The sequence below is a fragment of the Marinobacter denitrificans genome (assembly GCF_008795955.1).
GTDB lineage: Bacteria > Pseudomonadota > Gammaproteobacteria > Pseudomonadales > Oleiphilaceae > Marinobacter > Marinobacter denitrificans.
This window is the reverse complement of sequence record NZ_VMHN01000002.1, coordinates 412,856-439,283: the sequence shown is the minus strand read 5'-3', so window position 1 is coordinate 439,283 and position 26,428 is coordinate 412,856. Positions and strand designations below refer to the sequence as shown.

At 51.9% G+C, this 26,428-nt stretch carries 23 protein-coding genes; 6 read left to right on the top strand and 17 right to left on the bottom strand.

Features of this window, described 5'->3' with window-relative positions:
- Positions 1 to 38: 38 nt before the first annotated feature.
- Together FO268_RS09955 and FO268_RS09950 are read left to right on the top strand one after the other, a co-directional pair.
- Positions 39 to 1,070 (top strand): polysaccharide deacetylase family protein, encoded by a 1,032-nt coding sequence (locus tag FO268_RS09955; protein ID WP_225316585.1) that lies wholly within the window; start codon positions 39 to 41, stop codon positions 1,068 to 1,070.
- Positions 1,067 to 2,248 (top strand): glycosyltransferase, encoded by a 1,182-nt coding sequence (locus FO268_RS09950; protein WP_150992473.1) that lies wholly within the window; start codon positions 1,067 to 1,069, stop codon positions 2,246 to 2,248. The genes FO268_RS09955 and FO268_RS09950 overlap by 4 nt, the downstream gene beginning before the upstream one ends.
- On the opposite strand, the gene FO268_RS09945 is transcribed toward FO268_RS09950, so the two are convergent.
- The 5 genes from FO268_RS09945 to FO268_RS09925 are packed head-to-tail and all read right to left on the bottom strand — an operon-like array spanning position 2,223 to position 7,756.
- On the bottom strand, positions 2,223 to 3,065 hold the full coding sequence (locus tag FO268_RS09945; protein ID WP_225316582.1) for a Stf0 family sulfotransferase: 843 nt from the start codon (positions 3,063 to 3,065) through the stop codon (positions 2,223 to 2,225). The two genes, FO268_RS09950 and FO268_RS09945, sit on opposite strands and share 26 nt — an antisense overlap.
- A gap of 3 nt (positions 3,066 to 3,068) precedes the next feature.
- Positions 3,069 to 4,529, bottom strand: a complete 1,461-nt coding sequence (locus tag FO268_RS09940) for a lipopolysaccharide biosynthesis protein (RefSeq protein ID WP_150992471.1) — start codon at positions 4,527 to 4,529, stop codon at positions 3,069 to 3,071.
- Complete coding sequence (locus tag FO268_RS09935) at positions 4,522 to 5,796, bottom strand: polysaccharide pyruvyl transferase family protein (RefSeq protein WP_150992469.1); 1,275 nt, start codon at positions 5,794 to 5,796, stop codon at positions 4,522 to 4,524. The genes FO268_RS09940 and FO268_RS09935 overlap by 8 nt, the downstream gene beginning before the upstream one ends.
- Positions 5,789 to 6,562: a sulfotransferase family protein gene (locus FO268_RS09930; protein WP_150992467.1), complete on the bottom strand. Its 774-nt coding sequence runs from the start codon at positions 6,560 to 6,562 to the stop codon at positions 5,789 to 5,791. The genes FO268_RS09935 and FO268_RS09930 overlap by 8 nt, the downstream gene beginning before the upstream one ends.
- Before the next feature lie 15 nt (positions 6,563 to 6,577).
- Complete coding sequence (locus FO268_RS09925) at positions 6,578 to 7,756, bottom strand: glycosyltransferase family 4 protein (protein ID WP_150992465.1); 1,179 nt, start codon at positions 7,754 to 7,756, stop codon at positions 6,578 to 6,580.
- Here FO268_RS09925 and FO268_RS09920 point away from each other — a divergent pair.
- Positions 7,727 to 9,052: a glycosyltransferase family 4 protein gene (locus tag FO268_RS09920; protein ID WP_202336597.1), complete on the top strand. Its 1,326-nt coding sequence runs from the start codon at positions 7,727 to 7,729 to the stop codon at positions 9,050 to 9,052. The two genes, FO268_RS09925 and FO268_RS09920, sit on opposite strands and share 30 nt — an antisense overlap.
- Here the strand turns inward: FO268_RS09920 and FO268_RS09915 are convergent.
- Genes FO268_RS09915 through FO268_RS09905 form a run of 3 tightly spaced genes read right to left on the bottom strand, consistent with a single transcriptional unit; the run spans position 9,037 to position 12,262 of the window.
- Positions 9,037 to 10,173 carry a glycosyltransferase gene (locus FO268_RS09915; protein WP_150992461.1) on the bottom strand — a complete coding sequence of 379 codons (1,137 nt, stop codon included), beginning with the start codon at positions 10,171 to 10,173 and terminating at the stop codon, positions 9,037 to 9,039. The genes FO268_RS09920 and FO268_RS09915 overlap by 16 nt on opposite strands.
- 38 nt (positions 10,174 to 10,211) lie before the next feature.
- Complete coding sequence (locus tag FO268_RS09910) at positions 10,212 to 11,396, bottom strand: glycosyltransferase family 4 protein (protein ID WP_191966934.1); 1,185 nt, start codon at positions 11,394 to 11,396, stop codon at positions 10,212 to 10,214.
- A 53-nt stretch (positions 11,397 to 11,449) separates the two neighbouring features.
- Positions 11,450 to 12,262 (bottom strand): sulfotransferase family protein, encoded by an 813-nt coding sequence (locus FO268_RS09905; RefSeq protein ID WP_150992457.1) that lies wholly within the window; start codon positions 12,260 to 12,262, stop codon positions 11,450 to 11,452.
- Positions 12,263 to 12,492: 230 nt separating this feature from the next.
- Between FO268_RS09905 and FO268_RS09900 the strand changes: the two genes are divergently transcribed.
- On the top strand, positions 12,493 to 13,413 hold the full coding sequence (locus tag FO268_RS09900; RefSeq protein WP_191966933.1) for a hypothetical protein: 921 nt from the start codon (positions 12,493 to 12,495) through the stop codon (positions 13,411 to 13,413).
- A 61-nt stretch (positions 13,414 to 13,474) separates the two neighbouring features.
- Here the strand turns inward: FO268_RS09900 and FO268_RS09895 are convergent, their stop codons facing one another.
- Genes FO268_RS09895 through FO268_RS09885 form a run of 3 tightly spaced genes read right to left on the bottom strand, consistent with a single transcriptional unit; the run spans position 13,475 to position 16,579 of the window.
- A complete protein-coding gene (locus FO268_RS09895) occupies positions 13,475 to 14,770 on the bottom strand; it encodes a glycosyltransferase family 4 protein (protein ID WP_150992456.1) in 1,296 nt (431 codons plus the stop codon).
- Positions 14,767 to 16,047 carry an O-antigen ligase family protein gene (locus tag FO268_RS09890; protein ID WP_150992454.1) on the bottom strand — a complete coding sequence of 427 codons (1,281 nt, stop codon included), beginning with the start codon at positions 16,045 to 16,047 and terminating at the stop codon, positions 14,767 to 14,769. Before FO268_RS09890 ends, FO268_RS09895 begins: the two co-directional genes overlap by 4 nt.
- Positions 16,040 to 16,579, bottom strand: coding sequence for an arsenate-mycothiol transferase ArsC (locus tag FO268_RS09885; RefSeq protein WP_150992452.1), 540 nt, complete (start codon positions 16,577 to 16,579; stop codon positions 16,040 to 16,042). The genes FO268_RS09890 and FO268_RS09885 overlap by 8 nt, the downstream gene beginning before the upstream one ends.
- 202 nt (positions 16,580 to 16,781) lie before the next feature.
- On the opposite strand from FO268_RS09885, the gene FO268_RS09880 reads away from it, so the two are divergent.
- Together FO268_RS09880 and FO268_RS09875 are read left to right on the top strand one after the other, a co-directional pair.
- Positions 16,782 to 17,957 carry a carboxylate--amine ligase gene (locus FO268_RS09880; RefSeq protein WP_150992450.1) on the top strand — a complete coding sequence of 392 codons (1,176 nt, stop codon included), beginning with the start codon at positions 16,782 to 16,784 and terminating at the stop codon, positions 17,955 to 17,957.
- A 2-nt stretch (positions 17,958 to 17,959) separates the two neighbouring features.
- Positions 17,960 to 19,135, top strand: coding sequence for a carboxylate--amine ligase (locus FO268_RS09875; RefSeq protein ID WP_150992448.1), 1,176 nt, complete (start codon positions 17,960 to 17,962; stop codon positions 19,133 to 19,135).
- Here the strand turns inward: FO268_RS09875 and FO268_RS09870 are convergent.
- The 6 genes from FO268_RS09870 to FO268_RS09845 form a co-directional block, all read right to left on the bottom strand.
- Entirely contained in the window at positions 19,132 to 19,938 is an 807-nt protein-coding gene (locus FO268_RS09870; protein WP_225316654.1) for a polysaccharide deacetylase family protein, read from the bottom strand. The two genes, FO268_RS09875 and FO268_RS09870, sit on opposite strands and share 4 nt — an antisense overlap.
- A 242-nt stretch (positions 19,939 to 20,180) precedes the next feature.
- Complete coding sequence (locus FO268_RS09865; protein WP_150992444.1) at positions 20,181 to 21,287, bottom strand: hypothetical protein; 1,107 nt, start codon at positions 21,285 to 21,287, stop codon at positions 20,181 to 20,183.
- Between the two features lie 69 nt (positions 21,288 to 21,356).
- A complete protein-coding gene (locus tag FO268_RS09860) occupies positions 21,357 to 22,982 on the bottom strand; it encodes an asparagine synthase-related protein (protein WP_191966931.1) in 1,626 nt (541 codons plus the stop codon).
- 13 nt (positions 22,983 to 22,995) lie between these two features.
- Positions 22,996 to 24,099 (bottom strand): glycosyltransferase family 4 protein, encoded by a 1,104-nt coding sequence (locus tag FO268_RS09855; protein WP_150992440.1) that lies wholly within the window; start codon positions 24,097 to 24,099, stop codon positions 22,996 to 22,998.
- Between the two features lie 21 nt (positions 24,100 to 24,120).
- Positions 24,121 to 25,101: a GNAT family N-acetyltransferase gene (locus FO268_RS09850; protein ID WP_225316580.1), complete on the bottom strand. Its 981-nt coding sequence runs from the start codon at positions 25,099 to 25,101 to the stop codon at positions 24,121 to 24,123.
- Positions 25,098 to 26,411, bottom strand: coding sequence for a FemAB family XrtA/PEP-CTERM system-associated protein (locus FO268_RS09845; RefSeq protein ID WP_150992438.1), 1,314 nt, complete (start codon positions 26,409 to 26,411; stop codon positions 25,098 to 25,100). The genes FO268_RS09850 and FO268_RS09845 overlap by 4 nt, the downstream gene beginning before the upstream one ends.
- Positions 26,412 to 26,428: the final 17 nt, after the last annotated feature.

Sequence of the window (26,428 nt, the reverse complement as noted above, 5' to 3'; positions counted from 1 at the left end):
CGCCAAAACCACAGGCTTGGCCGACGGAGGCAGAAGGCGTGGCTACTTTACGATCCTTATTGAAATTCTGGGCTCTCAGTGCTTTCGCTATCTACGGATGGCTACGGCTGAAATTAACCCGCAGCCCTACCCTGATCATCCTTACCTACCACCGGGTGCTGCCGGAAAGCTCCGACGAACGGGAACGGGAACAACCGGGCATGATCGTTTCACCCGGGAACCTGCAGAGGCACATAAAACTCATTCAGTCCCTTGGCGCAGTCCCCATCCACCTGGACGAATGGCTACGCAAGAAAGAGGCCGGCGAGGCCCTGCCGGCACTGTCGGTAGCCTTTACCTTTGATGACGGCTGGAGGGACAACTACCTGCATGGTTATCCCGTACTCCGCCAGGCGCAAGTGCCTGCAACCATCTTCCTTGTCACCGGCATGGTAGACACGGGCGATACCTTCTGGCCTGAAAAGGTCATTCGGCTGGTCCGTACTCCAGGTATCGATCTCAGCGATCAAGCCTTCGCGTGGCTTCAGCCTTACCTCAGCGATCGTGGTAGCAAATCCACCCCCCTCTCCCTTCTGGAGGCTGATGAGATAATCCATCGCCTCAAAGAGCTGGATGATGTCACTATTATTCAGCACCTGGAAGAATCAACGTCGCTGCTCACCGCCGAAGACAACCTGGCCGATCAGGTACCCGTAATACTGCAGACCGAGGAACTGAAGGAAATGGCCGGGGAGAACCTGGTCAAATATGGCGCTCACACCAGAAACCACTTCCGCCTTAACCGGCTGAACAGCAAAGAGGCGCTTGAAGAACAAATTGCAGGGTGTCTGTCAGATCTTGAAACCATGAACGTCATCAGCGTGCCGATCTTCTGCTACCCCAATGGAGACATCACCGACGGTGGTGAACACCTTGTTGCAAAACATTATCAGGCGGCCTGCACAACCAAAACCGGCTGGAACAGAGCCGCCAGCCGAAATGACTTTGACCTCCATCGTTTCAACCTTCATGACGGGAACAGTTCAACCGCCCGCACATTTCTGGCCACCATCGGGCGCAGCCTGGCATGAGTGAAGAAACGATGAAGCCCCCTATTACCGTGACGCATATCATATCCGGAGACCTCTGGGCCGGAGCCGAGGTGCAGGTCTACAACCTTTGCCAGGCCCTCAGTGCCCGCATGGACGTTTCCGTGACCGCTGTCGTCTTTAACCCCGGCATCCTGCACGACAAACTGGTAGAGCTCGGCATTCCGGTAACCCTTGCTGCCGAGACCCATACCGGCCCCTTTTCAATCGCAAAAGCCATCGCCACTCACTGCAAAATGCAGGGTACCGACATCGTTCACACCCACGGTTTCAAGGAAAACGTATTGGGGGTGCTTGGTAAGGAACTGGCCAGGGTGCCTTACTCGGTCAGAACGGTCCACGGCAATCCTGAACATGAGTTCTCATTCCGAAAGCCGCATAAATGGCTAACCAGCCGCCTGGATATCTGGCTTGGCCGATTACGTCAGCAAGCGGTCATAGCGGTGTCCACTCAGCTTGAACACTCTCTGCAATCTACGTTTCCAGGGAAGGTTTTCAAGATTTACAACTTCGTCAATGTGGAGGAGATTCAGCAAACGTGGCGCTCCGAAAGCCATAACACGCGCAACCAGGGGGCCTTGCTGGGTATTGTAGGGAGACTGGTACCGGTCAAACGCGTGGACCTTTTCATCAGAATTATCTGCTCCCTGAACGAGGGGGGCTACCCCTGCCGTGGAGCAATAATTGGTAACGGACCACTGGAAGAAAGCCTTAAGAAACTTGCGCAAGAGCTAGGCGTCAGTGACCGGATCAGTTTTAAGGGTTTTGTGAATCCCGCGATGAAGGAAATCAGCAAGCTGGACGCGCTGATAATGCCATCCGACCATGAAGGGCTGCCCATGACATTGCTGGAAGCCGCCACCCTGGGCATCCCTGTGGTAGCCCACAACGTTGGTGGCATTCCCGAGGTACTTGCAGGTTGGAAACAGGGCGGCCTGGTCGACGAACAAACCCCTTCTGCCTATTCAGAGAAGATTCTTTCAATACTGCCAAGACTGACCCAAGCTGAAGACGCAGCAGCAACACCGCAGCTGGCGACTTCTCCCCCTGAGTTCGAAAATAAATTCAGCAGTCGGGAAAATGCCAAAAAATACGTTGCGCTATACACAAACATCCTGTCTTTACACAGAGGCATTAACCTACCGACAGCATCGTCCTGAACTTTGTTAGCAGGCGTTGCTTCAATCCCGGATCCGGAGAGACCAGCTCGTTATTACTGTTCTCAAAATCCCGGACAAATTGCGCTACCCACTCGTCATTCAGACTACTGCCCTGCCTGGCAGTTACGTGCTCCTCCTGGGCCAGGTTTTCCTCCAGCTGAACATCCATAAACTCGGCGATGGCGTGCACGCTGGCTCCCAGATTCATCCGCACAGAATCAAAGTCCATCTCAATATAGTTGCAGCCATTCGCTGCGAGAGTGTAGCGCCAGGACGCGTTATCAAGAATTACTTCCCGCAGACATTTCTCAATCTGTGCAAAGCGATATTCGGGAGGATTACTGTTTTTGGGTTCCTGACCTGCAATCCACACTCCCGTCTGTCTGGCAATTGCCAGAGATACGGCCTGCTTCAAAACGCCTTCACGAGAAAGGAGCACGTAATAGGCCTCAGGAAAAAGAGCCTGCACCCCGTCAAAGCCACCGAGCACACTGATGTGGGTATAGTGGAGTTTTATGCCGAATACACCATTTGGCGAGGTTCTTCTTTGCGTCAGCTCCCTGATAACACGCTCTGTACTCTCCGTATCAATGCGTCTTTTCCACTCCTGGAGGTTTGCCGGGTTTGCATACTCCAAAGGGAAACCGAAGCAGCCAGTCTGGTGGAGAGTGTGACCTAACATGTGGCTGCCACAACGGGGTGTTGATGCAATAACCAGCGTCTTATCAGGACCCTCCTGGCGCGGAAAATCATGAGTTTCCGAAAACTGATCCTTGTACAAATGCACGCCATAACCTCCTGTCTTCAGGCCAACCAAAAACTAACCGTCGCTTCGTCGATTAGCGAATTGAGCCGCCACGATCTCCAGAATATCCGTTAATGCCTTGATTCTTAGCACGAAGGCAAGCAGCACATAGATGCCCCCCCCAACCAGAACCTGAACCCCAAAGGATCCCAGAGGACCAATTTCATACAACATCGGGTCGAGCAGCGTAATCCCGACAGCCATGAGAACTGCCGCTGCCAAGGTGCGGGAAAAAGACAACATCAGTTCAAGCAGGCTCAAATTGATTAGCCGACCTGCAATCGATAACGTAATCAGGCTGTTAATCCACGTCGCCGTGGTCATCCCGATGACAATACCTTCTATGCCCCAGGGGAGGCCAACAATGACCCCTCCGAGCGCAATGGGGCGGGTCAACAGATTAACCTTAAACTGGAGCTTCGCCCGGCCAAGCGCGAGGTAGACCGAACCGGTAACAGTCACGATAGAGCGCGCTATTCCGGCCAGGCACAGCACCTGCAAAAGCGGCACCAGCTCTGCCCATTGCTCTCCAAGAACACCGAACACAAAGTTTTCTGCTACCGCAAAGATGCCTGCCATCATCGGAAATGTGAGCAGAGCAATAGCCTGGGTGCTCCGCATATAAACTTTCCGGATTCGTTCTATATCCGACTGAATCAAACTCAGCGCCGGAAACATAACGCTGCCCACGGTATGGGAAACATTCTGCAGCGGAAAAAGCATCATTGACTGAGCCTTGTCCAATAACCCTGCGGCATCACCTCCTATATATTTACCCGCAAGCAGCTTGTCCGCTTTCATCGTTGCGAACCGAATGACCCTTGTAGCAAACACATAAAAACTGAAACCGAAAAGCTCTTTCAGCGCTCCACCACTAAAGGCAATCGCAGGCACCCAGCGCGCTGCTCCCCAGACATAACATGTTGCGACAAACCGGAGTATTACCGGTTGCCAGGCCAGGCCCCAGTAACCATAGCCTTCCCTGACCATTAACACTGCAACGATCCCGGCGATGATCATACCCAGCAGATCCGCCACAGCGGTAACCTGAAAAGACAAATCCTTTACCAGGCGTTGCCTGGGCACCAGCCCCAGGGCTCCAAGAATAAACTGGAGGGACAGAACCAACCCCAAGTGAGTCAGTTCTTCCCTTCCGTAAAATTCCGCAATTGTGGGAGAAAGCGAGGACACGAGAGCCCACAGCCCGATACCCAGCCCGAGGTTCGTCCAGAATACGGTATTGTAATGTATCTCCTTTACATCCTTTTTCTGAACAAGAGCCGACCCAAGCCCCACGTCCATTAAAAGGCCGGCGAAGCCGGTAAACACCATCATCATGGCAATCAGGCCAAAGTCATCCGGTGTCAGCATTCTTGCGAGCGCGATGCCAAACCCCATGGAGATGACCTGAGTGATCACCTTTCCGCCCGCAGTCCAGCTAAGAGCCTTGAGAACTTTACCTCTGAAGTCAGACATCGGGCAGTTGATCCATCACCGCTGCTGCTTGCCGGTTGCAGTCGGCACGCACTGCAAACACCTTCTCGCGCCAGAATTCGAGGTTATCGAGCATATGCCCGAGGGCGGCTTCAGAACCTTCAGGGTTCATTTCCTTAGTCGACAACCTTGCTTCGTCCATACCCAACTGGTGGAACAGCTCCTCAAGCTTGAATTCGTAAGCGATCCCCAATACGGGTGTGCCTGCCACCAGGCTGAGAATGGCGGCGTGCATCCGCGTTGCGATGACCATATGGAAGCTCTGATAGGCCCTCACAATGTCCAGGGGTTGGCGGAACTGGCGATCAACGGTGACATTCGGGGCGACGTCTTGGGGCAAGGCGGAGACAATTTCATCTGCCAGTTTTGTATCATCCGTCCAGTACTCGGGGATTCCCTGGCAGGTCGAAAGAAACACCACTTCCGCGCCATAATCCCTTACTACTCGGTTGACCATTGCAGTCACAGACGCCTTATATTGCTCACCCAGGGAGCGATCGCCATCATTAAAGAAGTGCATCGTTCGAACGGACACTGCAATCCGTAAAGCACCTGACGGAGGCGCAGGCCGTTCCACATCAATCACAAACGCAGCATCTTTTGCCAGGGCGATCTTGTCCGCCGGAATACCAAGCTCCAGAACATGCTGACGGGATCGCTCATCGCGCAGGCATATGGCCGTTGCCTTATGAAAGATATCCGTGAACGCTTGCCGGTATCTCGGCTGAGCAAAGGGCCCGAGTGTCTGGGTAAAAAACGCCAGCGGAGCACCCGCAATTAAAGTTAACCGATAGTCCCGAATATTGGTCCACAAACCGTAATTCTCGGTCAGGTAAGTGCCACCGGTGCTTACTACAAGGTCTGCGTTTACGTATTCAGCAACCGACTCGCAATCTTCACGACTGGCAATTAATCGCCCAAGATATCCCACCTTCCAGCGGCATAACCGAGCGACGAACGAGAGCTTCATGAAACGAAGTCGTTCAACCCAGTGCCCAAAGCCGTTAGCCTGCATTTTTCTGCCCAGCCTGGTCCTCGGCGGGTTACCGAACATTGCCTGCCGGAAATTTGCCCAGGGGTAATACCTGCCCGCGGCTTCGGCAGACTTGTCGAAAACAATCACACGCGTATTCGAGCCATACCGCCGCCTGAAAATTTCGAACATGCCCCACAGGATGGCAGCATCTCCCGTATTCAGTGAAACAATATTGGTGACGAGAATTCGTTTGGGGCGATCATGTTCATTCATATCCGAACCTGGACATCAGCGGCGACACAATATGCTCAATGCGCTCCAGATTATGAGGACCAAAAAACTCCTCCAGACTGCCTGAGCGAACTCCTTTTGGTTGAAACTGTACATCCACCAAAGAGGATATATCTGCCAGCCTGGTATAACCGAGGTCTTTCGCCAGAGCTTCAATTTCCGCTTTTTTGTTGGTTCTGAAGTCCTCGTAACGGATCAACCTTACGTTGTCCTCGTTCTCCAAATAATGTTCAGCAGAGACACGCCAACGCCAAGCCATCTTCTCGAGAAAATCGTCACCAGGCATATCGGGTGACCGCCCGTTGAGCACATTTCCCCACGCTCCCGAAAGGTTAGCTACGGCTTGTTGCGACACTGCAGGGTCGCCCGCTATCTTTAATCGGCTGAGGATGCTGCGGATATTTTCCCGCGGGTCCCGCACGATAAAAACCATCTTTGCCTCCGGGAAGAGTGTTCCCAGATCCTTGAGAAAAAGAGGGAAGTTAGGATCCTTGATGATCTCGCCGTTAAACACATCCCTGAATTCTTTCCAGAGGCTACCCAAATCAAGTTCGCCCCTGAACAGCTGGTCGCGATAGACAACGCCTTTGACGTCCAGTTTGTAGAACGGATCACTGCAAACGGTTTCTTGTGCGGCTTCTGCCAGCAACTTCGCAATCGCAGTGGTTCCCGATTTTGGCATTCCTGCCACTATTACCTTGCCTTTACCGCTTGAAAGCGGAACCACCTTGTTCAGCAAACGCTTCAATTGCCCGACCTCCCTTCAAGCCAAACTGGTTGTCTGTCTGTCTGCGCCAGCTAACTGCTGAAACAGCTCAAGTGTCGCATCCGCATTATGCTTCCAACTCCTTTCCTGCTGGATCAACTCCCAGCCAGCTCGCCCCAGCCTGGCTGCGAGTTCCGGCTCGTCTCTCAGGCGAATAAGCTGGTTCAGAATGTCATCTGCAGTGTCATCACATAAAAGCCCGTTCTTACCATGGTCGATGATTTCCGCCATCTGGGCCCTGTTCGAGGTAACCACCGGTGTCATGCACGCCATGTACTCAAACATCTTCATAGGGGAATTGTGGAAACCGTATGGGGACCACTGATAATCCGGATGCAAGGCAACGCAGGCATCTGCACAACAGATGGAATCAAGAATGCCTTCCCGGTCCAGGCCTTCTCTTATTTCAACATTTGGCCCCTCAGGCAGGAATTCAGTCCGCTGATTGACTGCCAGAACGAACTTTATGTCCGGCGCCCGACTCTGCGCACGAAGGACCGCACTCGCTATAAAGTCAAGGCCCTGCCAAGGGTAAATCGCGCTTCCGCTATAAAACACAGTGAAAGCATTGTCCTTTCGAAGTGACTTGCGGCGTGTTATTTCCTCCACGGATATCACCGGGCCTCCGTTAGGCAGAACGTTAACGTTAGTGAGCTCCAGTGCTTCACGGGCGTAGTGGCCCAGGGCGGAAGAAACACAGATAGCTGCATCTACATCTTTGCAAAGCTCTTTTCTCAGCTTCTCTTCACGCTTAATGCCGGCAAGCTTTCGCGTCGCATGAATCCAGCGCTTCAACCCCTTTAGCCAAGATTCTCGCTCTCCTGCCCGCTTTCCTCCCAGCCATGAAAAAGCAAGAGTTTCGTTAGCCGGAGAGTTGATTTCCCAAATGATTGGCTTGTGCTCTCCTACCCTTGCCATACATTCAGCAGCTGCTGGCCATTCAGATAGGTAGCGGGCATCAATGCGGATATAAAGCACATCGATGGCTGCACAGAAAGCCCGGAGAGAGCCGGATTCAGAACCCTGGTAATTCCTGGCACCTGGCATTGTGGGGTCATCCACCACCAGCACCTGGTGCCCTGCTTTCAGAAACCCCTGTACCAACTCCAGGGCATGGACATGGTTGCCACCTTTCGGAGGATAGGCGTGCATCTTGTACATATAACCGATTTTCACCAGACAATCTCCTTATCACTGGTACAGCGCAACGGTCTGTTCGGGTACTGCGCTTTCTGGCATGATTACGGCGCGAATTGTGGGAAGGATGCTACCACCGAACGGCGCGTATGTCTGCAACCCTGGATACACGAAACCTTAATGGAATCCTTAATGAAACAGCACGATAACGGAAATATATTGCTGGTCTCCAATTACCCATCTGACGTCGGATACGCTTGGTGGCTGATGGAACATTTTTGGGTCCTTCTGGCGGAGCATTTCAAAGCGCGGGGCGCTAAAGCTTTCCTCGCCTATCCAAGCATCAACCAGCTACCAGCCGCTATCCAAGACAGCTGCATCACCCCGGTGGAGCTCGAAATGACCGGTTCCGGGGCGTTGCCGTCCAACCTCAAAACGTTTATCAAAACCAATAATATCCGCCACATGTACCTGACAGATCGCTCCTGGTTCAACCCGCAGTACGCGGCATTAAGACAGGCCGGTGTGAAGAACATCGTCGTACATGATCACACGCCAGGGGATCGCCCCGTGATTGGCGGCCTTAAAGGACTGATAAAGGCGGTACGTCATCGGCTTCCGCTGGTCTGCGCCGACAGTCAGCTGTGTGTCTCACCCCTGATGCGCCAGCGTAGTATTTCCAATGGCCGGTTACCGGGTGAACGCTGCCACGTGGTACAGAATGGCATACCGCCGATTCAATCCTCCGCTACTTCGCGCTCCTCGCTACTAGAGAGTCTTGGTATCCCCGATGATCGACAGGTGTGCATCACTACCGGCCGCGCTCACCCCTATAAGCGCTTTGATTTCATCATCCAAACCGCTGCAGAGCTTCAAAAGATCGAGCCTGACAACCAACTTGTCTTCGTACTCATTGGTGATGGCCCTGACTTTAACCGGTTGAAACAGCAGGTTCAGGACCTGAAGCTTCAGGAAAGGGTGCGCCTGACCGGATTCCGAACGGACGCCAAGGCCTTGTTGGGCGCCGCTGATATCGCTATGCATGCTGCTCTCGGAGAGGGGTTCTCTCTCTCCATCGTGGAGTATATGAGCGCGGGACTGCCGGTACTGGTGCCCGACATCCCTTCGGTAAAGCAGGCGATCGACCATGAGGACAATGGCTTCGTGTATGAAAAAGACAGCCCTGCCAGCGCCGCGTCTTACATTGCAGCCCTCCTCAATGATGACAGCCGAAGAAAAGCTATGGGAGACTCCGCCAGGAATAAGGCCAGCTCACAGTACAGTCTCGACAACTGCAGCCGGGAATTCATCAGAGCCTGTCAAACGCTCTTCTGAATAATCTCCCAGAGTCGCCCAACGCTCTTTTCGGTAGTCCAGTTTTGCAACACTCTGGCACGCGCCTGAGCTCCCAAGCGCTTTGCGTATTCCGGTTTTGTCGCTACCTGAACCAGCGCCTCCGCCATCCCGGTTGCATCGTACTCGTCCACTAAAAGCCCGGTTTCGCCCTCTTCGATGATATCGCGTATACCGCCGTGGCGGGTTGAGACCACGGGAAGGCCCATACCCATCGCTTCCAGAACTCCCACCGGGGTCCCCTCCATATCACCATCAGGAGCGCGAACCGAGTGTTGAACAAATCCACTGGCCTGCTTCATGGCCTTGAGCACATAGTCGTGGGATTGCGCACCTGAAAACCTGATTCGGTCGTCCACAGACAACGCTTTTGCCAACTGGAGACAAGGTGTTTTCAAAGGCCCATCTCCGATCACCTCAAGCCGGGCATCAGGAACGTGCTTCAGGAGCTCCGCAAAAGCCAGTAGCGAAACGAAGGGGGCCTTTTTCTCAACCAGGCGCCCCACCATCAGGAACCTTGCAGCGTGTTCCCGCAATGATGCTGGCTCATCGGCGACATCTGCACCACAGGCGTTATGGAATAACTTCTCTGCAGGCGCGCCCAGTTTCGATAGCTGCTCACACATATGGGTGGAAACACCAACGATTGCAGCAGCGTTGTTGAAAAGTTGCCTGTAACCCCCCTCAAGCTCCGCGAGCAAAGACTCCCTATAGGCGTCATAACCATGGAACTGAGCAACCAGAGGCACCCCTGCCTGGGTGCATGCTTCCATTACCGAAACAGCCGTTGGCCCATATTCTGCCAGCACTGCGTCTACCTGATTGCGTTCAAGGAAGCGCTTTAGTGCACTGGTATCCTGCGTGGCGACGGTACAGCCAGTCACCTTCCGTTGTAGCCATCGCACGCCGAGCGGAAGCAGTGCCCTGGACGCCATATACGCCCCGGCACCGGAACTCCCTGATCGTATCATACGGTAACCAGGATTCCCGACCAGAGACACCACCGAACAGGGCATACCATTGATATGGGCGTGCAGAAAGGTTTCGGAGGGGCCCAGCTCATTTCCATCCTTATTGACAACAACAGCCAGCTTGAACGACATAATGCATTTCCTGTAAAGCGGATTTGAAATAAGGAGGTTCAGGCCTGGCGATACAGCGCCTCGAGTGATTCACCAAACTGTTTGTGGTTATGGTGTGACAGGATATGACTCAGAGCCCGGGCGCCTTTCTCCCTGATCTGTTGCGGATTTGCCAGAATTTCTTCAAACACGTTTATCAATCCTGCTTTAATTGCGGCGGACAGCACTGCCCGATCGTGATCGCTCTTGAACCAGGCCTCACCGCCTGTCTCCTGTTTGTTAACGGGGATGAGCCAGCCCCGGTCATCACTATTGATTTCCGGAAACGCCCGAACGTTGGTGGTAATGACCGGCCTGCCGCACGCCTGGAATTCCAGAACCGAATAGCCATAGGTTTCGGCGTAAGAAGGCAGCAACCCTACGTCACAGGTGCGCATTTTTTCCAGAACCGATTCCGGACTGAGTGCCTCATGATGCTCGATCCACTCGCCATTCTCGGCAATCACAGCCCTGATACGTGCCACATCCTCGGCATCCGATGAGGATGCATAGGCGTCTGGCTGAAGGCGGCTGACGATCACCAGCCGGAGATCGGTATGACCTCGCCTTCTGACCTCTGCCAGCGCATCAACAATTTCCTCTCCCCCTTTTCGAAAGAAATGATGGCCGACAAGCATGAAGGTTATCTTTCCATCTGTTTCATGAGGAAATGTTAACTCCCCATCGGCGTCTACCAGGGGTTTCTGAGGTGGGTGCAAGACAAGTGTCTTGCTCTCTATGTGATCTTTGAATTCCGGGAAATGCCCCAAAAATCGCCCCTGGATCTGCCTGGCACTGTTCGAGAGTGCGATCAGCCCTTTACACTGATCAGCGGCGAGCAATGAAAGCGCACGCTTTGTCGCTTCTGACGAGCGAACCCTCTCCGTATCAGACGTATGATTTGTCAGCACATGCCGGAAACGGGGTATCAGAGTTTCATAGGTGGTTACCCACGGTGTTCTGGAGTAATTGATGCCATTGAACAGATGCAGACAGTCCACCCGATTCAATCCAAAATCGCGGAACTGAAACTGCTGGTCAAAAAAGCGATCTGAAGAAGGGTCTGCACCCAGCATGGGGCTAACTCGCCTTAACAGGGAGAAGTAGTCGCGGCAAAGGTGGTAGCGGGCGCCCTCGACACAACCGATGATATTGCGCACTTCAGGATACTGCCGGGCGGCGTACCCGATCTTTAACGTGGACATGATGGCAACCTTAAAAACGCTTGAACAATTGAACTGGGCGTAAAATTCTGGTGCTACTCGCCGGTTAACTGCGCCCAGACTTCTCTGCATCGCTTCTCGATAGCCGGAGACATATCCGGCTTGCGGTTTTTGCCAACGGACCCTGCGTATACCTCATCGGTCATCGAAGGGAACCATTTCATGCCAAGTAAATTACAGATTTCCTGCATGGTCTCATCCGGCTTCTGAACAAGGTTCTCATACCGGATCTTGGTAACACGGGGGTTCGACTGAAGATCAAGGAACGTGTAAGAACTGTTGTAAAGAAGCCAGTACAGGCCAGCGGCATCTTCAAGAGACAGGTCAGCATGACAGTGGCTGGCGATAAACTCCCTGATCTCCGTAGGCGCCTGAGGTTGCCTGGCGAAGCCTGTTTCAACCCAGCTCCGGACCGCACGAACCTGGGCCTCACCAAAAAAACGTACCATTGAGTTGATGGCATCGTCGGGATTGCGGATGACAAAAATGACGACGCCAGAAGGGAATTCGGTAAGAAACTCGCGTGCCCGAAGCGTTTCGACAATGGGTTTGAACAGCACCTGGCTTGCCCGGCTTGAGTTGACGGCACTCTGAACAGCATCAAAATTTTTCAGCCGCCAGTTATCAAACGCTTTCGGATTGTCTTCATTTATGAGCTCCACGTCCCAGGCTTTGCTCAGGCAATGAGAGACAATATCCGTACCAGACCGACCGCTTCCCAAAATGAACACTGGTCGTGTTGCCTGAGAAGGGGTAACAAACTGGTAAAGCCGCTTTAGATAATACCGTCCTCGTCTCTTCGCCCTGTAGAGCAGGACACTCTGCTTGATTTCAACATTCAGAGTCATTAGAAATCCTTTTCGTTAAATCGCGAGAAGAATAGTACTCAAAAAGCCCCGTTGTTCAACCAAAACCAATACTTGCCAATAATGAACAATAGCCTAAAGTCACGCGGCAACTAGCATAAACCGCCTCTAAGCCACTCACAAGCAGTAACCAAACTGCAACCATACAAAACGCAAAATTTTGTCAAATGCGCTATAGTCGCAAACTGAACTAGCTCGGGAGTAGGATCCACATGGTACATCTGAAACAACTTAAGCACCTCACCGTATTAGCCCTTGCGTCCCTCTTGGCCACCACAGTCAATGGTGAGCCACTGATGGTAGACTCCTTCGAATCCGGAGATATGGCGGCCACAAACGCAGAGGGTTTTGATTGGGGCCGAAACAATAGGACATCCATTGTCACAGCAGACGCCGTGGTCTACAACAATGGCGAAAGAGACACAGCGATACCTAGTGGGCGTGATTGGGATCCTAAACATGGCGAGCATAGCTTGAGATTTCGATATGCAGCTGGAGATAACATGTCAGAGCAGCGCTTCAAGCTCGGAGGAGCTTACGAAGACATGTGGTTACAGTATTGGATCAGGGTCCCGATTAATTACACTCACGGACAAAGCTCGCCTAGCAATCACAAGTTTTTCGCACTATGGATGGACGCCTATTCACATAAAGGAGAAGGCCCAACAGTTGCGTGGGAATTCTGGGGGTCAGACGGCGGTTCAAGTAGGCTAGCCTTCCATTACAGTGAAGGCTCTTTTAATATCATGGGTGGGCATCAGGGTCATGATGACTTCATATCCGTGCCGGACGACCGTGGCCGCTGGATGGAAATAACAATTCATGCGAAAGCGTCGTCAAATGGACAGTCGAACGATGGCGTAATTGAGTTGTGGCGCAGATGGGAAAACGAATCACCTAGCCAACGAAAACTGATGCATCAAACAACTGATGCAGTTCTTCCGCTACCGAGCCAAGGGGTCCGAGGCTGGAATGCAGGCTACTTCATGGGATGGGCCAATGCTGCCTATGCGAATGATACCGAGTGGTTAATTGATCATATAACCATTTCGGAGCAGTCATTACTCGGCACGCAAGATTTGACGAGTGCCACCTCAAAAGCCCCTAACCCTCCTGTCTTGTCACTGAAGTAGAAGCAGAATTTCACCAAGCCGAAGGGACTTTTAGTTCCTTCGGCTTGGTCGGTTGGGCAGTTTAAAGATGCAGGTAATCCTTCCGGCCAGCGTTGAGTTCACTTCCATTGCCACTTGCCCGCCTAGGGGCCAGTTGATCAAGTGCTTCCGCGTATCTTTTCCCAATGCTGAGATAACTGTAGCGATTCCTGATCAATTCCGGACCGGCTTTACGCAAGCGCGCCTCTTTCTCCGGATTGCCAAGCAGGTCTACTATCGCATCCACGTAGCTCTCTGGTGTTTGCGCGAACGTCACATCAATCCCGTCCTGAACCTTAATGCCCTTGCACGCAAAAGGGTCGGCTATAATGCAGCAGCCACTCGCTAACGCATCCAGAATTTTGAGCTTTGTGCCCCCACCTGTGCGAATTGGGCAGATATAGAACTGCGCCCGCCAGAGGTAGTCTCGAACATCATCAACGAAACCATGGACACGGAACAATTCATCAGTTTCGGCAAGCTTCAACATTTCCGGAGTGGGGTCACGCCCGATGATATCCACACGCATATCAGGGAGTCTCACTTTGATCAAAGGCCATATCTCGCGGATAAAGTATTCTACTGCCTCTCGGTTTGGGTACCAGGAAAGCCCACCGACAATCACTATGCTTTTGGGGGCCACCGTAACGGACGAGTTTGGGTAAAAATAAGAGACATCCGCGCCGTTTGGAACTGATATGAATTCTCCATCGCCTATAGCAGCCTTCATCGACTCGGCGTCTTCGTCTGAACAGGTAACATTGAGGCTCGAATGCCGGCAGTGTTCGACTTCACTTTTCCATAACCGCGAGGCCTCATACTTGTAGTAAAGACTTTTTACCGGATTCTGCTCAGTTTTTGAGCGTGCCCTGAGCATGGCTGATTCGAAATTGTGATGGTTCAGAACAACAGGAAGCCCCTTCAAAAGGTCGGAGTAGACACAGAGACTAATGGTATCGATATGCACCGCATCGAAGGACTTTTCGGCGAGCAGGCTAGCTATGGTGTCCCTAGCCTCAGCAGATTTGAGCCATTCCATGTTGTAAGCTTGTCCACAAAACAACGCTTTCAGTGCCGTAAGATATCGCCCTCCGGAGATAGCATCCTCCGGGATGTCCAGCACGTGAATGGATTCAACGCATTTGAGCAATTCCTGTTTTGCATATTCCAATGGATCATTCTGGTCTGGGAGACTTGCTGAGAGGAAGCCTGCTTGGTTAAACGCAACTAATGTAATTTCGTGGTACTTGCTGACCTCCTTGATCATGTTATAGGTACGTTGGAGCACCCCCCCCTTGGGAGGGTAAGGAATCAGATGGGACAGCCAAAGTAACTTCATGATCGTCCTTTTTTTCGTTTAGAGTCTTCCATAAAACTGTTTCGCATAGACACCAAAAGCGCCAGGTGAATCCAAAGGTACGGATAATAAGTGACCGTTACAAACTGACCTGCCACTATAAAACCGAGTAGTGAAAGGTTTGCACAAGCGCCTATCAGCTTTTGATTGTTCTCACACCCATCGGCACGGAATCTCTGAGCCTTTCTTAATGCGACTAGAATTAGTATCAAAAATATAGCTAAGCCAGTAATTCCCGTGTCTGTACCGACCTGAATTATAATATTGTGAGGCAACTCCACTCGATGGAGGAGCACATCATCTGCGTAGTAACGCCCGAAGTATGAGGGAAAATTAAAATAGCCCACCCCAAGAACCGGATGCTCTTTGATCATCTCGAGTCCGTTTTCCCAATACAGAATGCGTTGTTGAGAAGTTCTGTCTTCTCCCATTGTGCGGAACCGATCTTTTTGCTCTTCAGGCAAAAACGTCCACAGTAAGGTCACCGCTATTGCACACGATATGAGAACCTTGGGTTTGAATACGGTTCTATAGTTCATCACTACAAGTTGAACCACTAACGCAAGCTGCGCCCCACGTGAACTGGCCCCAAGGATTACCATGATTGCAGTAATCGGCATCAGCATCAGCAACCAGTACCATGTCTTGGTGATACGGGGCTTGAGCGAGTGGGCAAAGGCCCAGGCTATGGGCCAGAACACCAGCATCTGAATGGCCAGCTCGCCGGAATTCTGAAAAAATCCTGGTGGCCCAGAAAGCCCCCAAGTGGTAAAGGAAAAACCCCGCATTGCCCACGAAATTGCAAGGGACAAGGAAATCTTGAAAGAGGCCACCAGGAAGATACACAAGAAGATAAAAAAGCGCTTCCTGGTATTAACGATGTTGATGATAAGAAAGTAGATGATCACCCAGAGGTAATAATTCTCAAGCTTTCCATAAGATATCGAGGGAAAATAGGCAAACACACTGGATAACAGAATGAGGATAAGAAAGAGAATCAGCAAAACGTTTACTGATGAAGACACCCAACGTACGGTCCGGTCCGCAAAGCACCCCACGAGAGCACCGATGATAGCCAACTGGGTCCAGGGCAAAAAATCTATAATCGGATAGATCGATTGAGGGCGCACATACTCAAAAAACAGGTACATGCAAATCATCCAGAAAGCAAAGCTTTCGCTTTTTAAATATCGCCAATTCATGCCGATATTCAGCGAATAGAGATCCTCTTCGGTTATTTCTTTGGCTTTTTTACGCATAGAGCCCCCGCACACTTTCCATGACTATGGTTTCGCACCGTGTGAAGAACGCCGGACAGCAATTGAAAGGGTCGTGAATATACGGTATCGGGTTTCGGCAATAGCTTCCGGCAAGAACCAACGTGTATTGTTTTCCTATTTTTTGCTCGAACTGATATAGATGAGAGGGCTCCATAACAACGATAAGGTCGGAAGCCCTGAATTCAAAATCCCGGACGTTGACGGTTTTATGGTCTTCAAGGTTTAGCCCTTGCTGCCTGGCAAACTCACGCGCACGGGGGTCTGCAGGAAAGGCGTCACCGCAGTTCAGGCCGCAGGACGCGGCCTCCATCCCCAGGCTGCGAGCATAGACCTCTGCCAGAGGGCTGCGGCAAATATTGCCGCTACAGATAAAGACCACCCGCCGGGAGGTGACGGGGCCCGGGGGGCGGGAATACTTCCGGTAGGCGCCTGTTAACGACAGAGCGCGGTGGTAGATAAATCGGACAAATCCCTGTTTCGAGCCAAACCGCTCGTACACCCACTGGCTCAACGAATAATCTCCCTTTAGTTCAAACCGAACGCTGCCGGACTTCCCTTTTGTAGCCCATCATGCCACAAACAGGGTCGCCTCTGGCACCGTTACGAGCGTTTCCTACATTTCCGTAAGAAGGCTGCGATAGAATTCGGGCTCATTATGCAGGATAATCGCCTCACAGTTGAATACTCGGTAAAAACACAGGACGTTGCTACCTATGGAACCCAGAATTCTGGTGCTGGACGGAAATCAAAGGGCAGCACTTGCAACAGTGCGCTCACTGGGTGCGAAGGGGTTATGGGTAGCTGTTGGTGAGAGTTGTGCGCCCTCCATGGCCGGGCTGTCCCGGTATTGTCACCAGAGCCTCACCTATGCTGATCCTTTCAACGCGCCCAGACAGTTTTTTGAAGACCTCCTGAAGCAGATCGACGAACACAACATTTCATTTCTGCTACCCATAACGGAAGCCACCACGTACGTTATTCTGGCTTACCGAGAGGAGCTGCCCGCGCATGTTACTCTCCCCTTCCCGGAGACGGCGTCGGTGGAGCAGCTTGCCAACAAGAACAATCTATTCCAGCTGGCGCTTGAGCAGAACGTACCGGTGCCGGAGACGATATTCTGCTCTGAAGCCGAGGAAGGCCTCAAGGCACTGGAGCGCATCGAGCATTTTCCGGTTGTGCTAAAGCCTTTCAAATCAAAGATACTGCAGCCGGCTTCCATCATTTCTACACAGGTTATTGTTGCGCATTCGGCTCAGGAAGCTTCCGAGGCCCTGCGAAACCATGATTTCTTTCAATTCCCATTCACCATACAGTCCTTTATCGAGGGTTCCGGGCAGGGAATTTTTTCCCTGTTTGATCATGGCGAACCTGTGTGCTTTTTCGCCCACCGCAGACTGAGGGAAAAACCACCGGGCGGTGGTGTCAGCGTTCTTTGCGAGTCTGCCCCGGTCAATGATCAACTGCGAAGCTATGCAGAGACACTGCTTCGTTCTGTCGCCTGGCACGGTGTGGCAATGGTTGAATTCCGGGTCGCCCCGGATGGGCCTGGTTATCTGATGGAAGTGAATCCGCGGTTCTGGGGGTCACTCCAGCTGGCCATCGACTCGGGAATCGATTTTCCCTGGTGGCTGTACCTGGCAAGCACCGGGCAAACAGTACCGCAGGCAAGCTGGCAGCACCGGCGAGTGCGATGGTTGCTCGGCGACCTGGACCGGCTTTACCTTGTGCTGAAATCTTCGCCAGACTTCTACTCGTTCGGACAGAAGCTTGCTGAGATTTTGCGGTTCTTCACGCCAGGATTAAGAACCCGTCATGAGGTGAATCGCTGGAAAGACCTTCGCCCGTTCTGGTTCGAGGTAAAACAATATCTACGTGCATTGAAAAGTTGACGATGTCTATGAATCAACCCTATGTGATCATACTTGCTAACGGCCTGAATGGTCTTGGAGCGGTACGGTCAGCCGCGGATGCAGGTTTGCGAACCTATACCCTGCTGACAAGCCAGACTGACCTGAGCGCCTATAGCCGATACAGCCAGTACCGCTTTATATTGCCGGCCAATCCCGGCGTAGAAGATATAAGGCCGGTTCTGGACCAGCTTTACCGCAATGAAGATGGCCCGGGGGTATTATTGGCATGCTCGGACCTTGCAGCGGAACTGCTCGGTAAACTGAAAAGTGAGGGTTACTCCAATCACCATCTGATCGTTCCTTCGTCGGAAACCACCGAAATCCTCAACGACAAAAAGCTGGAATGTCAGTCGATGGAAGAAGGCGGTATTACGCTTCCAAAAACCTATTACGATTTGGCCAACGACGCCCCCGCCTCTTTCCCGCTGATCATCAAGCCCCGCACATTTCGGGAATACGCTGTATTGGGGGCGAAAAATGTCATCGTTAACTCCCTGGCGGAATTCGAAGAATTCCGTAAAGATTTCCGTGGCAAACTGGACCGCTTTATTGCCCAGGAAGTGATTGAGGGTGAGGACGATAACCTTTGGGTGTGCAATGTTACCTTCGACCTGAACAAGCAGTTGAGTGCCTGTTTCGTGTTCAACCGCCTGGGCACCATGCCCTCTCATTATGGCGTAACCTCACTGGCGATCAGCCGGGAGAATCAGGCGCTGCGTGACGAATGCGCAAAGATCGGCGAGGCGCTCAATTATTCCGGGCCCGCCATGATCGAGTTCAAGAAAGACCAGAATTCCGGGAACTATTACTATATTGAAACCAATCCACGCCTTGGCATGTGTAACTGGTTTGATACCCGGTGCGGGATTAATAACATTCTGGCGGCCACCCAGGTAGCTTACGGCAAGCAGGTGGCATTCGCACCCCAGAAGAATAACCGTGTGTACTGGAACTTCTTCGGTGACCTGGTAGCGAGGCTTGAAGACCGCGAAAATGTGTTAGCAGTGCTCTTTCGCTATATCGGGCTGCTCCGCTACCGCCGGGTAGCCGCACTGTTTTACTGGAAAGACCCCCACCCTGCGTTCCGCTACTCTTGCATGTCCATCAGGGACATTGCTACTCGGGTTATGCGGAAACTGCGCGGGGACACCAATTAGCTCCGCAGCTTTTCCTTTAATGCTTCAAAGCGGTTTACAATCTGAACAAAGTCTGCGGTATTCTCCGGCAGGGAAAAGCGTGGAAGTTGATAGCGATCCTGCCCCTGCCTTACATAGGCCGGAACCGTATTAAAGGCCATGTTGAACCCGGCCTGCCCGAGTTCATTCACGTCGCCGCTATCGTAATCCGCAGGCCGACCTGTAGGGTACGCGAAGACCTGTGGGGTATACCCCAGTTCTTCCTCAACTCGTTTCAGGGAACCCACGATTTCTTCCCGCTTTTCTGCCGGGTTCAATGTTGACAGAATTCTATGGGTGCGGGTATGGGGATAAACACCATGCCCCCTCTCCCGCAGGGACTTTGCGTCACTCCAGGACATCGGGCGGTATTCAGGGGGAGTAGAAGAGGGAAAATCAACACCCAGTTTCCCGAAAAGCTCCTCCCGAAGCCACTGGTAGATCTCGGTTTGAGGCCCCGCTTTCAGAGCTTCACGAATCTCCTTCACGGTTGCCTTCGCCGAGTTAACCTCAAGATTGACCGAATAGACCGTGCCGGACGGCAGGCGAATGTCTGTAGGCTCTGAACGGGAGTGGTTGAGTGCGTAGGAAACCTGGTCGTCCCAGGGCCACAGTTGTTGGTCCAGGAGGCCGGTGATAACAAAAAAGTTCAGTGGGAAGCCGAACTCGTCAAATACCCTTGCCGCCACATCGTGATGATCGTAAAAACCGTCATCGATGGTAAACATGACGGACCTGGAGGGGATTGGCTGCCTTTTATCAAGACATTTCCAGAGTTCGTCCATTGAAAGGACGTGGTACCCCTTGTCAGTAAGGTACTGGAGGTGGCTACGCAATTGATCCGCAGGTAGGCCGGACGGAACGCCATCATCTCCGTTGGTGACTCGGTGCAACATGAATACTGGCAATCGACCAGGACATAACAGCCGATAAAGACCAGTCTCACCAACGACGTTTGCCCACTTCAGCACTTTATCCTTCAATGCCAGACTCCCGATGAAGTATTTTGCAGCCCCCTGGAAGTCATCTAGAGCAGTGCCCGCTTGAGTCGGATCAGTGCGCCGTTGATGAAGGTTTCATCCAACTCCTTCAGCGCTTCTCTTTTTCGGAATCGACTGAGTAACCGACTTATTGCCTTCTGGGCCTCCTGGTTCCCGACCTCTTTCGCAAGCTGATAGTTTTCAACCCAGAACACGTATTGGTTGTGTTTTTCCAGCCGAACGTCATCCAGGCAGTCGAAGTTGGGCAGGCTGGGCAAAGAGTCAACGGTTCTGTTGAACAGTTTGAGTGCAGTCATTGTTCGCAGGCATTTTTCACATTTTCCGCAATTGTAAGCGGAGTGCACATTACAAACCCTTAACTCGTCCAGTCCGTGCGGCCAATCAAGGATAGCTCTGGTTTTGTCAGTTCTGAAAGCAATACCATGATGAACAATATGGGTCCTGCCATTGCTTAACAATGGATCGCTCACTGGATGGCTGCCACAGGGGAACAGGTCATTGTAACCATGACTGGCTGGAACGAACAGTTTTCCCAGCCCCATACCAATCCCGGTGCTCACTAAAATAGCACCGTGATTGTCAAAATCTTTGCAATCCAGATGCTCTTTAACATTGGTGGTGACAGAGATGAGGTTCAAACCGGAGTTCCGGGAGAACTGCCAGGCTAACGCACGTGTTTTTTCCCAACGTTGCTGTTCTTTTATGGAGATATCCAGACCAAGGCACAGCACCAGGTGGTCAAGCTCTTCAGACGTTTTCGCGACAGTATAAAGGCTGTCTACTCCGCCACTAAAAAAGCATCCGGCGCCATTGCCAGGCTGTGAGTGTTGTATCTCATTTTTTGCAGTGATCTGCACCCGGGCCAGACCAGGGTACCACTGCCTGAAGATCTCCTGGTAAAGACTCAGGTTTCCCAGCAGCTCTGTGCTTACCGGCACTGACTCGTCAATGCCAAGATTTTCTCCCTGTTGCATAGCCGGCACCAGTGCGGCCATGACAAACGCATCACCACTGATGACTTCAGGACACGCTATACCGTCATAGGAAAAGTATATCTGCTTAGGGCCTACCCAGGCCGAGAGCGTCCAGCGCTGCTCATCACTTTCTTCAACCCTTAGGTTCCGGATCTGCATCCTGCACACCTTCCATAGTTAACGAGAAACATGCTAACTGGCAGGCCCCAACTTCCCGGACTAGTGCTATTAACCAGCACTTTGCCTATTAGTCAGGTACATCAAGTTTAATGCGGACCAAGCCTGTTCTGTATTCTTACTTTCAGAATAGATTTTACAGTAATCTTCGTTATCTGAAATTACAAAATGCTTAATCCATTGAGGGAACGGAGTGGGAAACCCCAGCTTTTCCAGATATATAGCTTCAGGTTCGATAAACTGACAGGCTAATTGCTTTAACAAAGGTTTAACGTGACTTGAAGTGTCTCTACGGAAATTCCTGGGAATGCTGAGCTCGCTTGGGCCAAACATCTGCCGGTTCGAAAGTCTGTTTGAGAGTGCAACCATGCGTTGATTGTAGAAAGGCGTGACGATTTTTTTACCCAGTAAAAGTGCGCTGGTTTCGATTTCCACCATGTGCTGTGAACAATCGGTTTTTAGATTGAATTCCGTACCAGAGACACGGGTGAAAGCCCTCTTGCGGTCTGCTGTATTATTTTTTGGTGGTGAAACCCCAATAGAATCAAGGGTCTTGCCAATGAAGGGTTCGGTAATTTGCGGAATTTCAATCAGTTGCCCTACCCCATGGTTTTTAATACTGGCGCAGATCGATTTTAGCCGAGCAGGGATCAAATAGTCTGGAATAAAACGAAGCACTCTGGCGTACTTTCCATCCATAATGCCGGCTTTGACAGGGCGGCTCCCGAACATCGTATCCGCGTATTCGCCATAAAGGATATTTTCTTCAGGAATATGCTTGAACAAGGCGTGCAAAACCAGGGAACTGTAATTCCTGTTGGGAACACCGTTTGCGTCAATCACCTCAAAAAAAGATGATTTAAACTCGTCCGGATGTATGGTGACAATACGATGCTCCAGCCCCAGCTTCTTCCCAAATCCGATAGCGCGCTCTAATTCAGGGTTTTCACCTTTATCCCATGTGGGCGTATAAGCTTTAACCTTATCGAAAACCTGACAGGCAATTGCAGCGAGGATAAAAGAGTCCACTCCTCCACTTAACAAAACGGCCGCAGGTTCTTGTGTATTAATCTGTTGATAAGACTCACATATACTGTTTTTAATACTTTCAATTAAGTCGTTATCGCTGGATGGTTCCCCACCTTCCCGAATCCTGAGTTGCTCAGCTCCGGTTTCGATGACGGCTAATCCGTTTTTGTCATCATAGGTGATACCGTGCAACAGAGGTAAGACCGACACGCCGTCTTCCAGGGCATCCTCGGTAATTATCCGGGAAACCAGTGCATAGCGCAGCGCTAGAGGGTTCCATTGGATCTGGGTATCCTGGACAGCCCGGGGGTCGGTTGTCACGATTATGTGATCAGTGGTCTCCCTGATCAGCACCCGTTGACTTCCGTATCGATCACGGACGAGTGTCAGGTTATTTCCATCACGTGAAACAAAAACTGCCAGAAAATTGTACTCAGCCCCGCTCACAAAATCCCAGTCGTTGCTGACGATTTTCGCGACAACATCCTCTTCGGACATATTTGCGGGTAATCGCGTGTAATACAGTGTTCCCGGGTTTGGTCCTGTCGATTGGTAAAGGCACGGAGAGCTGACCTTCACTTCCGCGCTTTTTCCCGAAAGGGAGCCTTTATGGATATTGACCGTCATGTACACACGAGAGACATCCATAACCTTTCCCATTCTATTCGATCAACTGGCTGTAAATTTCTTTGTAACTCTCCAGCATGGCCTGCAAAGAGAAACGAGCTTTTGCATTTTGCTTCGCTTCTACAATCATGCGTTTACGCTTCGACTTGTCTTTCATCTTCTGAATGGCCACGACGATTGCCCCAGGGTCTTTTACTGGCACCAATATGCCAGACACACCATCCATAATAATTTCCTCGGGCCCCCCGCTGCGGGTAGCAATAACCGGCACTCCGGACATCATCGCCTCCACCGTAGAAATGGAGAAACCTTCGGACACGGAGGGCAAGAGGAAAATATCTGCCTGCCGAAGAATATTCGCGACATCTGTCCGAAACCCCAGCCAATGAATATTGGGTGGTTTCGAAGCTTTCGCGACCTGTTCCGTCAGCTTGTTGAAAAGTTTTTCTTTCTGGTGGCCTACTACCACAAAGTGAACATTCGGGTCCCGATCCGCCATTGTGATTGCGGCGTCAACCAGATACTCATAGCCTTTTGCCGGGCGGACGTTGCCGATAGAGACCACCAGTCTTGCGTCTTCTGGTAGCCCCAGTTCTTTTTTGAGCCCTGACGCAGGGGTTCTGTTGAAGGCCTTCGGATCCACACCGTTATAGATCAGCTTCAGTTTATGGGTAGGCAACGGGCTGCGATCGGCCAGTTCTTCCTGAAGCCGCTTCGACACGCAAACAATTGTAGAGGCACCCCACCCGATGAGGGAAAACTTTGCCTTGAGAAACCGCTCTCCCGAAGCAACATCCACGGCACCATGGAAGGTTGCAATCATGGGCTTTCTGCATATCAGGGCCAACAGAGCACCATAAACATTTGAACCAAGCAGGTGCGCGTGTATCAGGTCCACTTTCTGGCTAATAATCAACTGCCGAAGTGCTTTGATATAGTCAATATTGAAGCTTCCCTTGGAGTCGATAAGGTGTGGGGTGAGGCCAAGGCTGCGAACCTGGTCAGCCACCCAACCCTCGCCACGCAATACCACGATATTGTGGAATTGTGTCTGCTCCAACTCTTTCAGAAGATTGGTGAATACGGTCTCCGCGCCACCGGGACCCGTTGTATCTATGAGATGCAGAATGGTAGTCATCGCTCTCCTTGCAACAGTGGTTTACCCTCTCATCCAGTAAAGGGCACGGAACAGAACGCTTTTAACAAGCATGATGGATATGAACTGGTAATGGTCAGTCGCAAACCGGGATTTATAGTCTTCTCTCTTACCCCACCCGGCCAGCAAGTCCAGACGATGGGTATCCTCCGCCCGGAAGGCGTCTTCGATAGCGTAACCGAGATGCAATGAGCCAAGGGATAACTTTCTGTGGAAGTTCTCATCGAAGCCGGCCTGGATGTTATAGACAACGCCTTGATACCAAACGTCATAGAGTACTGAAACCACTTCGTCGTCACAATACAGCGCAGACAGCAGAGGCTTGCCTCCCTCTTTTTCAACGCGCGACAAAAACTTCTTGTGGAACTCCAGGCTGGTAGGCGTGACACAATTTTTCTTCCACCGTTCCAGGTGAAACCGGTTCAGGTATTGAAAGAAAGTGTCAGCGTTCGCTGGCCAAAGGTTCTCTTGCCGAACGTTCCCAAGGGACTCCAGTATTTTTCTGCGGTTGTAGAGGCGCAAACGGCTGTTGGCGCCCAGGGACGCAAGATAGTTATCGAAGCTGCCGGATGTCGACACGGCGTAACCATTGTCTGAGGCCGTAATCCTGAACGCCCAGTTATGCGTGGCCGCAATAGTCACCAAAGCAGACAGCTCTTCAGAGCCCGTCCGCAGGTCATTGAAAACGGCTTCTGTCCAAGGCTCTGCCTGGAGAATCTGTTCCATTTCCCGCAGTAACGGCTGCCCACTCAGATCATCGCGGCAGAACTGATTGTACTCGGTTCTGGGTGTTCTCAGCTCCCGATAGCTGGTTCCAACGAACTGGAGTGAACGTACCGGCAACACGCCCTTCAGCCGGTACCGTGACTCGTATAGACCGGATACCTGGCCATCCCATTTACTGACCAGTCTGAAACCTTTTTGATTGCCCCAGGTTTCCCACCATGCACTTTGCCAGGCCTTGGTCTGGAACAGACTCATCATGGCAGCCTCTTGACGATGTGAGGCCCCAGCAGGTTCGTTAGCATCACTGGCAACCGTTGCCACACCGCTATCATCAGTCTGAATTTCGGGTTGTCGGGGTTTAGCGCCGGCAGTTGGTCGCCATCCGGTAGCACATAGTCCCAGTAGAGCTTCAGGGGCTGCGCTCCCCATTGCTGCTTAAAGCGATAGGTGCCGGCATCCTGGCTGCAGCGGCCAAAATCAAACACGCCAAACCCTTGCTGGACAGCAAACTCCAGAATCTTCCAGTACATACTCATGTTGATACTGGTGTGGTTATAGCGGCGCAAGGTCGACGCCCATGGAATCTCCATTCTGCCTTTGTAGCCGGTCAGAAAGGCGCAGCCTACGGCTCGCCCGTCTATTCGTGCAACCACCAACCAGGCCTGTCCTTCCAGAGCCTGTAACAGATTGGCGAAGAAGTCCTTACCGTAAACAGGGGTCCCGAGGTCACGCATGTTGACTGCGAAAACCCTGTAAAATTCGTCGAGCAGCTCGGACCCACCAATGATGAGATCGGTCATTTCCCGCTGGCCCCGGCGTATCTGAGCACGCACTTTGGGCTGGAAACTGTCCCAAAGATCATTGGTGTTGTCGGGCAGGGGTAGCCAGAAAACCACTTTGTCGGTCTTTTGCGGCAGCCCCAGGGCGTTATCCTGGCAAAAACGGAGCTCCAGGTGTTTGGCGTTAACCTCCCGCCGCCACTGATCCGCGCTGGAAATCAACTCCAGGGCAACTTCCCGGTTATCCGCCAATACCCCTCCGTAATTGAAATAAGGCATGCCCACAAGAAAGTTGCCAAACAGACGGCTGTTGAGTTGCACCAGGGGAAGTACACCAACCACGCTACCTGTATCGTCAAATGCACAGAAATATCTGGCATTGTTCCCACAGGTATCCTCGATAAATCCGGACACTGTCGGGCGATGCCATACAGAAGCTGCCGGGTGTTTAGCCAGGTAAGCCTCGACGCCAGCAGGGCCGTCGCCAGTAAAGTGCTGAACTTTGATTGCACCGGAGGATGCCTTATCGGCAATAGCCGGGGGCATTTCAATGACCCCGGGAGCCCATTTTTTAGCTGCCCGGGTTTCATTGAGCTGTTGTTTGAGCAATTTTTGAAGCTGCTTTATCTCATCTGAGACCTGCTTCAGCTCGTCAATCAGTTTGTCTGCATCGCGACCGGATTTCTTGGCTTCGCCAATTTTCCGGCTTAGGCGACCTTTGGTATTTTTCAGCTCATCGAGCCGATCTTTTGAGATATCCAACCTCGGCTCAGGCATCTCCATTCCCATTGCGCTATCCTTAACAG

Bases quoted from the DNA above. Each gene is read 5' to 3' on its own strand.
- FO268_RS09865 (WP_150992444.1), bottom strand. From the start codon at position 21,287: ATGCAGATCCGGAACCTAAGGGTTGAAGAAAGTGATGAGCAGCGCTGG.
- FO268_RS09915 (WP_150992461.1), bottom strand. From the start codon at position 10,173: ATGTCGTTCAAGCTGGCTGTTGTTGTCAATAAGGATGGAAATGAGCTG.
- FO268_RS09850 (WP_225316580.1), bottom strand. From the start codon at position 25,101: ATGATGAGTCTGTTCCAGACCAAGGCCTGGCAAAGTGCATGGTGGGAA.
- FO268_RS09910 (WP_191966934.1), bottom strand. From the start codon at position 11,396: ATGTCCACGTTAAAGATCGGGTACGCCGCCCGGCAGTATCCTGAAGTG.
- FO268_RS09950 (WP_150992473.1), top strand. From the start codon at position 1,067: ATGAGTGAAGAAACGATGAAGCCCCCTATTACCGTGACGCATATCATA.
- FO268_RS09900 (WP_191966933.1), top strand. From the start codon at position 12,493: ATGGTACATCTGAAACAACTTAAGCACCTCACCGTATTAGCCCTTGCG.
- FO268_RS09905 (WP_150992457.1), bottom strand. From the start codon at position 12,262: ATGACTCTGAATGTTGAAATCAAGCAGAGTGTCCTGCTCTACAGGGCG.
- FO268_RS09895 (WP_150992456.1), bottom strand. From the start codon at position 14,770: ATGAAGTTACTTTGGCTGTCCCATCTGATTCCTTACCCTCCCAAGGGG.
- FO268_RS09875 (WP_150992448.1), top strand. From the start codon at position 17,960: ATGTCTATGAATCAACCCTATGTGATCATACTTGCTAACGGCCTGAAT.
- FO268_RS09880 (WP_150992450.1), top strand. From the start codon at position 16,782: ATGGAACCCAGAATTCTGGTGCTGGACGGAAATCAAAGGGCAGCACTT.
- FO268_RS09940 (WP_150992471.1), bottom strand. From the start codon at position 4,529: ATGTCTGACTTCAGAGGTAAAGTTCTCAAGGCTCTTAGCTGGACTGCG.
- FO268_RS09870 (WP_225316654.1), bottom strand. From the start codon at position 19,938: ATGGACGAACTCTGGAAATGTCTTGATAAAAGGCAGCCAATCCCCTCC.
- FO268_RS09845 (WP_150992438.1), bottom strand. From the start codon at position 26,411: ATGGGAATGGAGATGCCTGAGCCGAGGTTGGATATCTCAAAAGATCGG.
- FO268_RS09935 (WP_150992469.1), bottom strand. From the start codon at position 5,796: ATGAATGAACATGATCGCCCCAAACGAATTCTCGTCACCAATATTGTT.
- FO268_RS09890 (WP_150992454.1), bottom strand. From the start codon at position 16,047: ATGCGTAAAAAAGCCAAAGAAATAACCGAAGAGGATCTCTATTCGCTG.
- FO268_RS09860 (WP_191966931.1), bottom strand. From the start codon at position 22,982: ATGGATGTCTCTCGTGTGTACATGACGGTCAATATCCATAAAGGCTCC.
- FO268_RS09855 (WP_150992440.1), bottom strand. From the start codon at position 24,099: ATGACTACCATTCTGCATCTCATAGATACAACGGGTCCCGGTGGCGCG.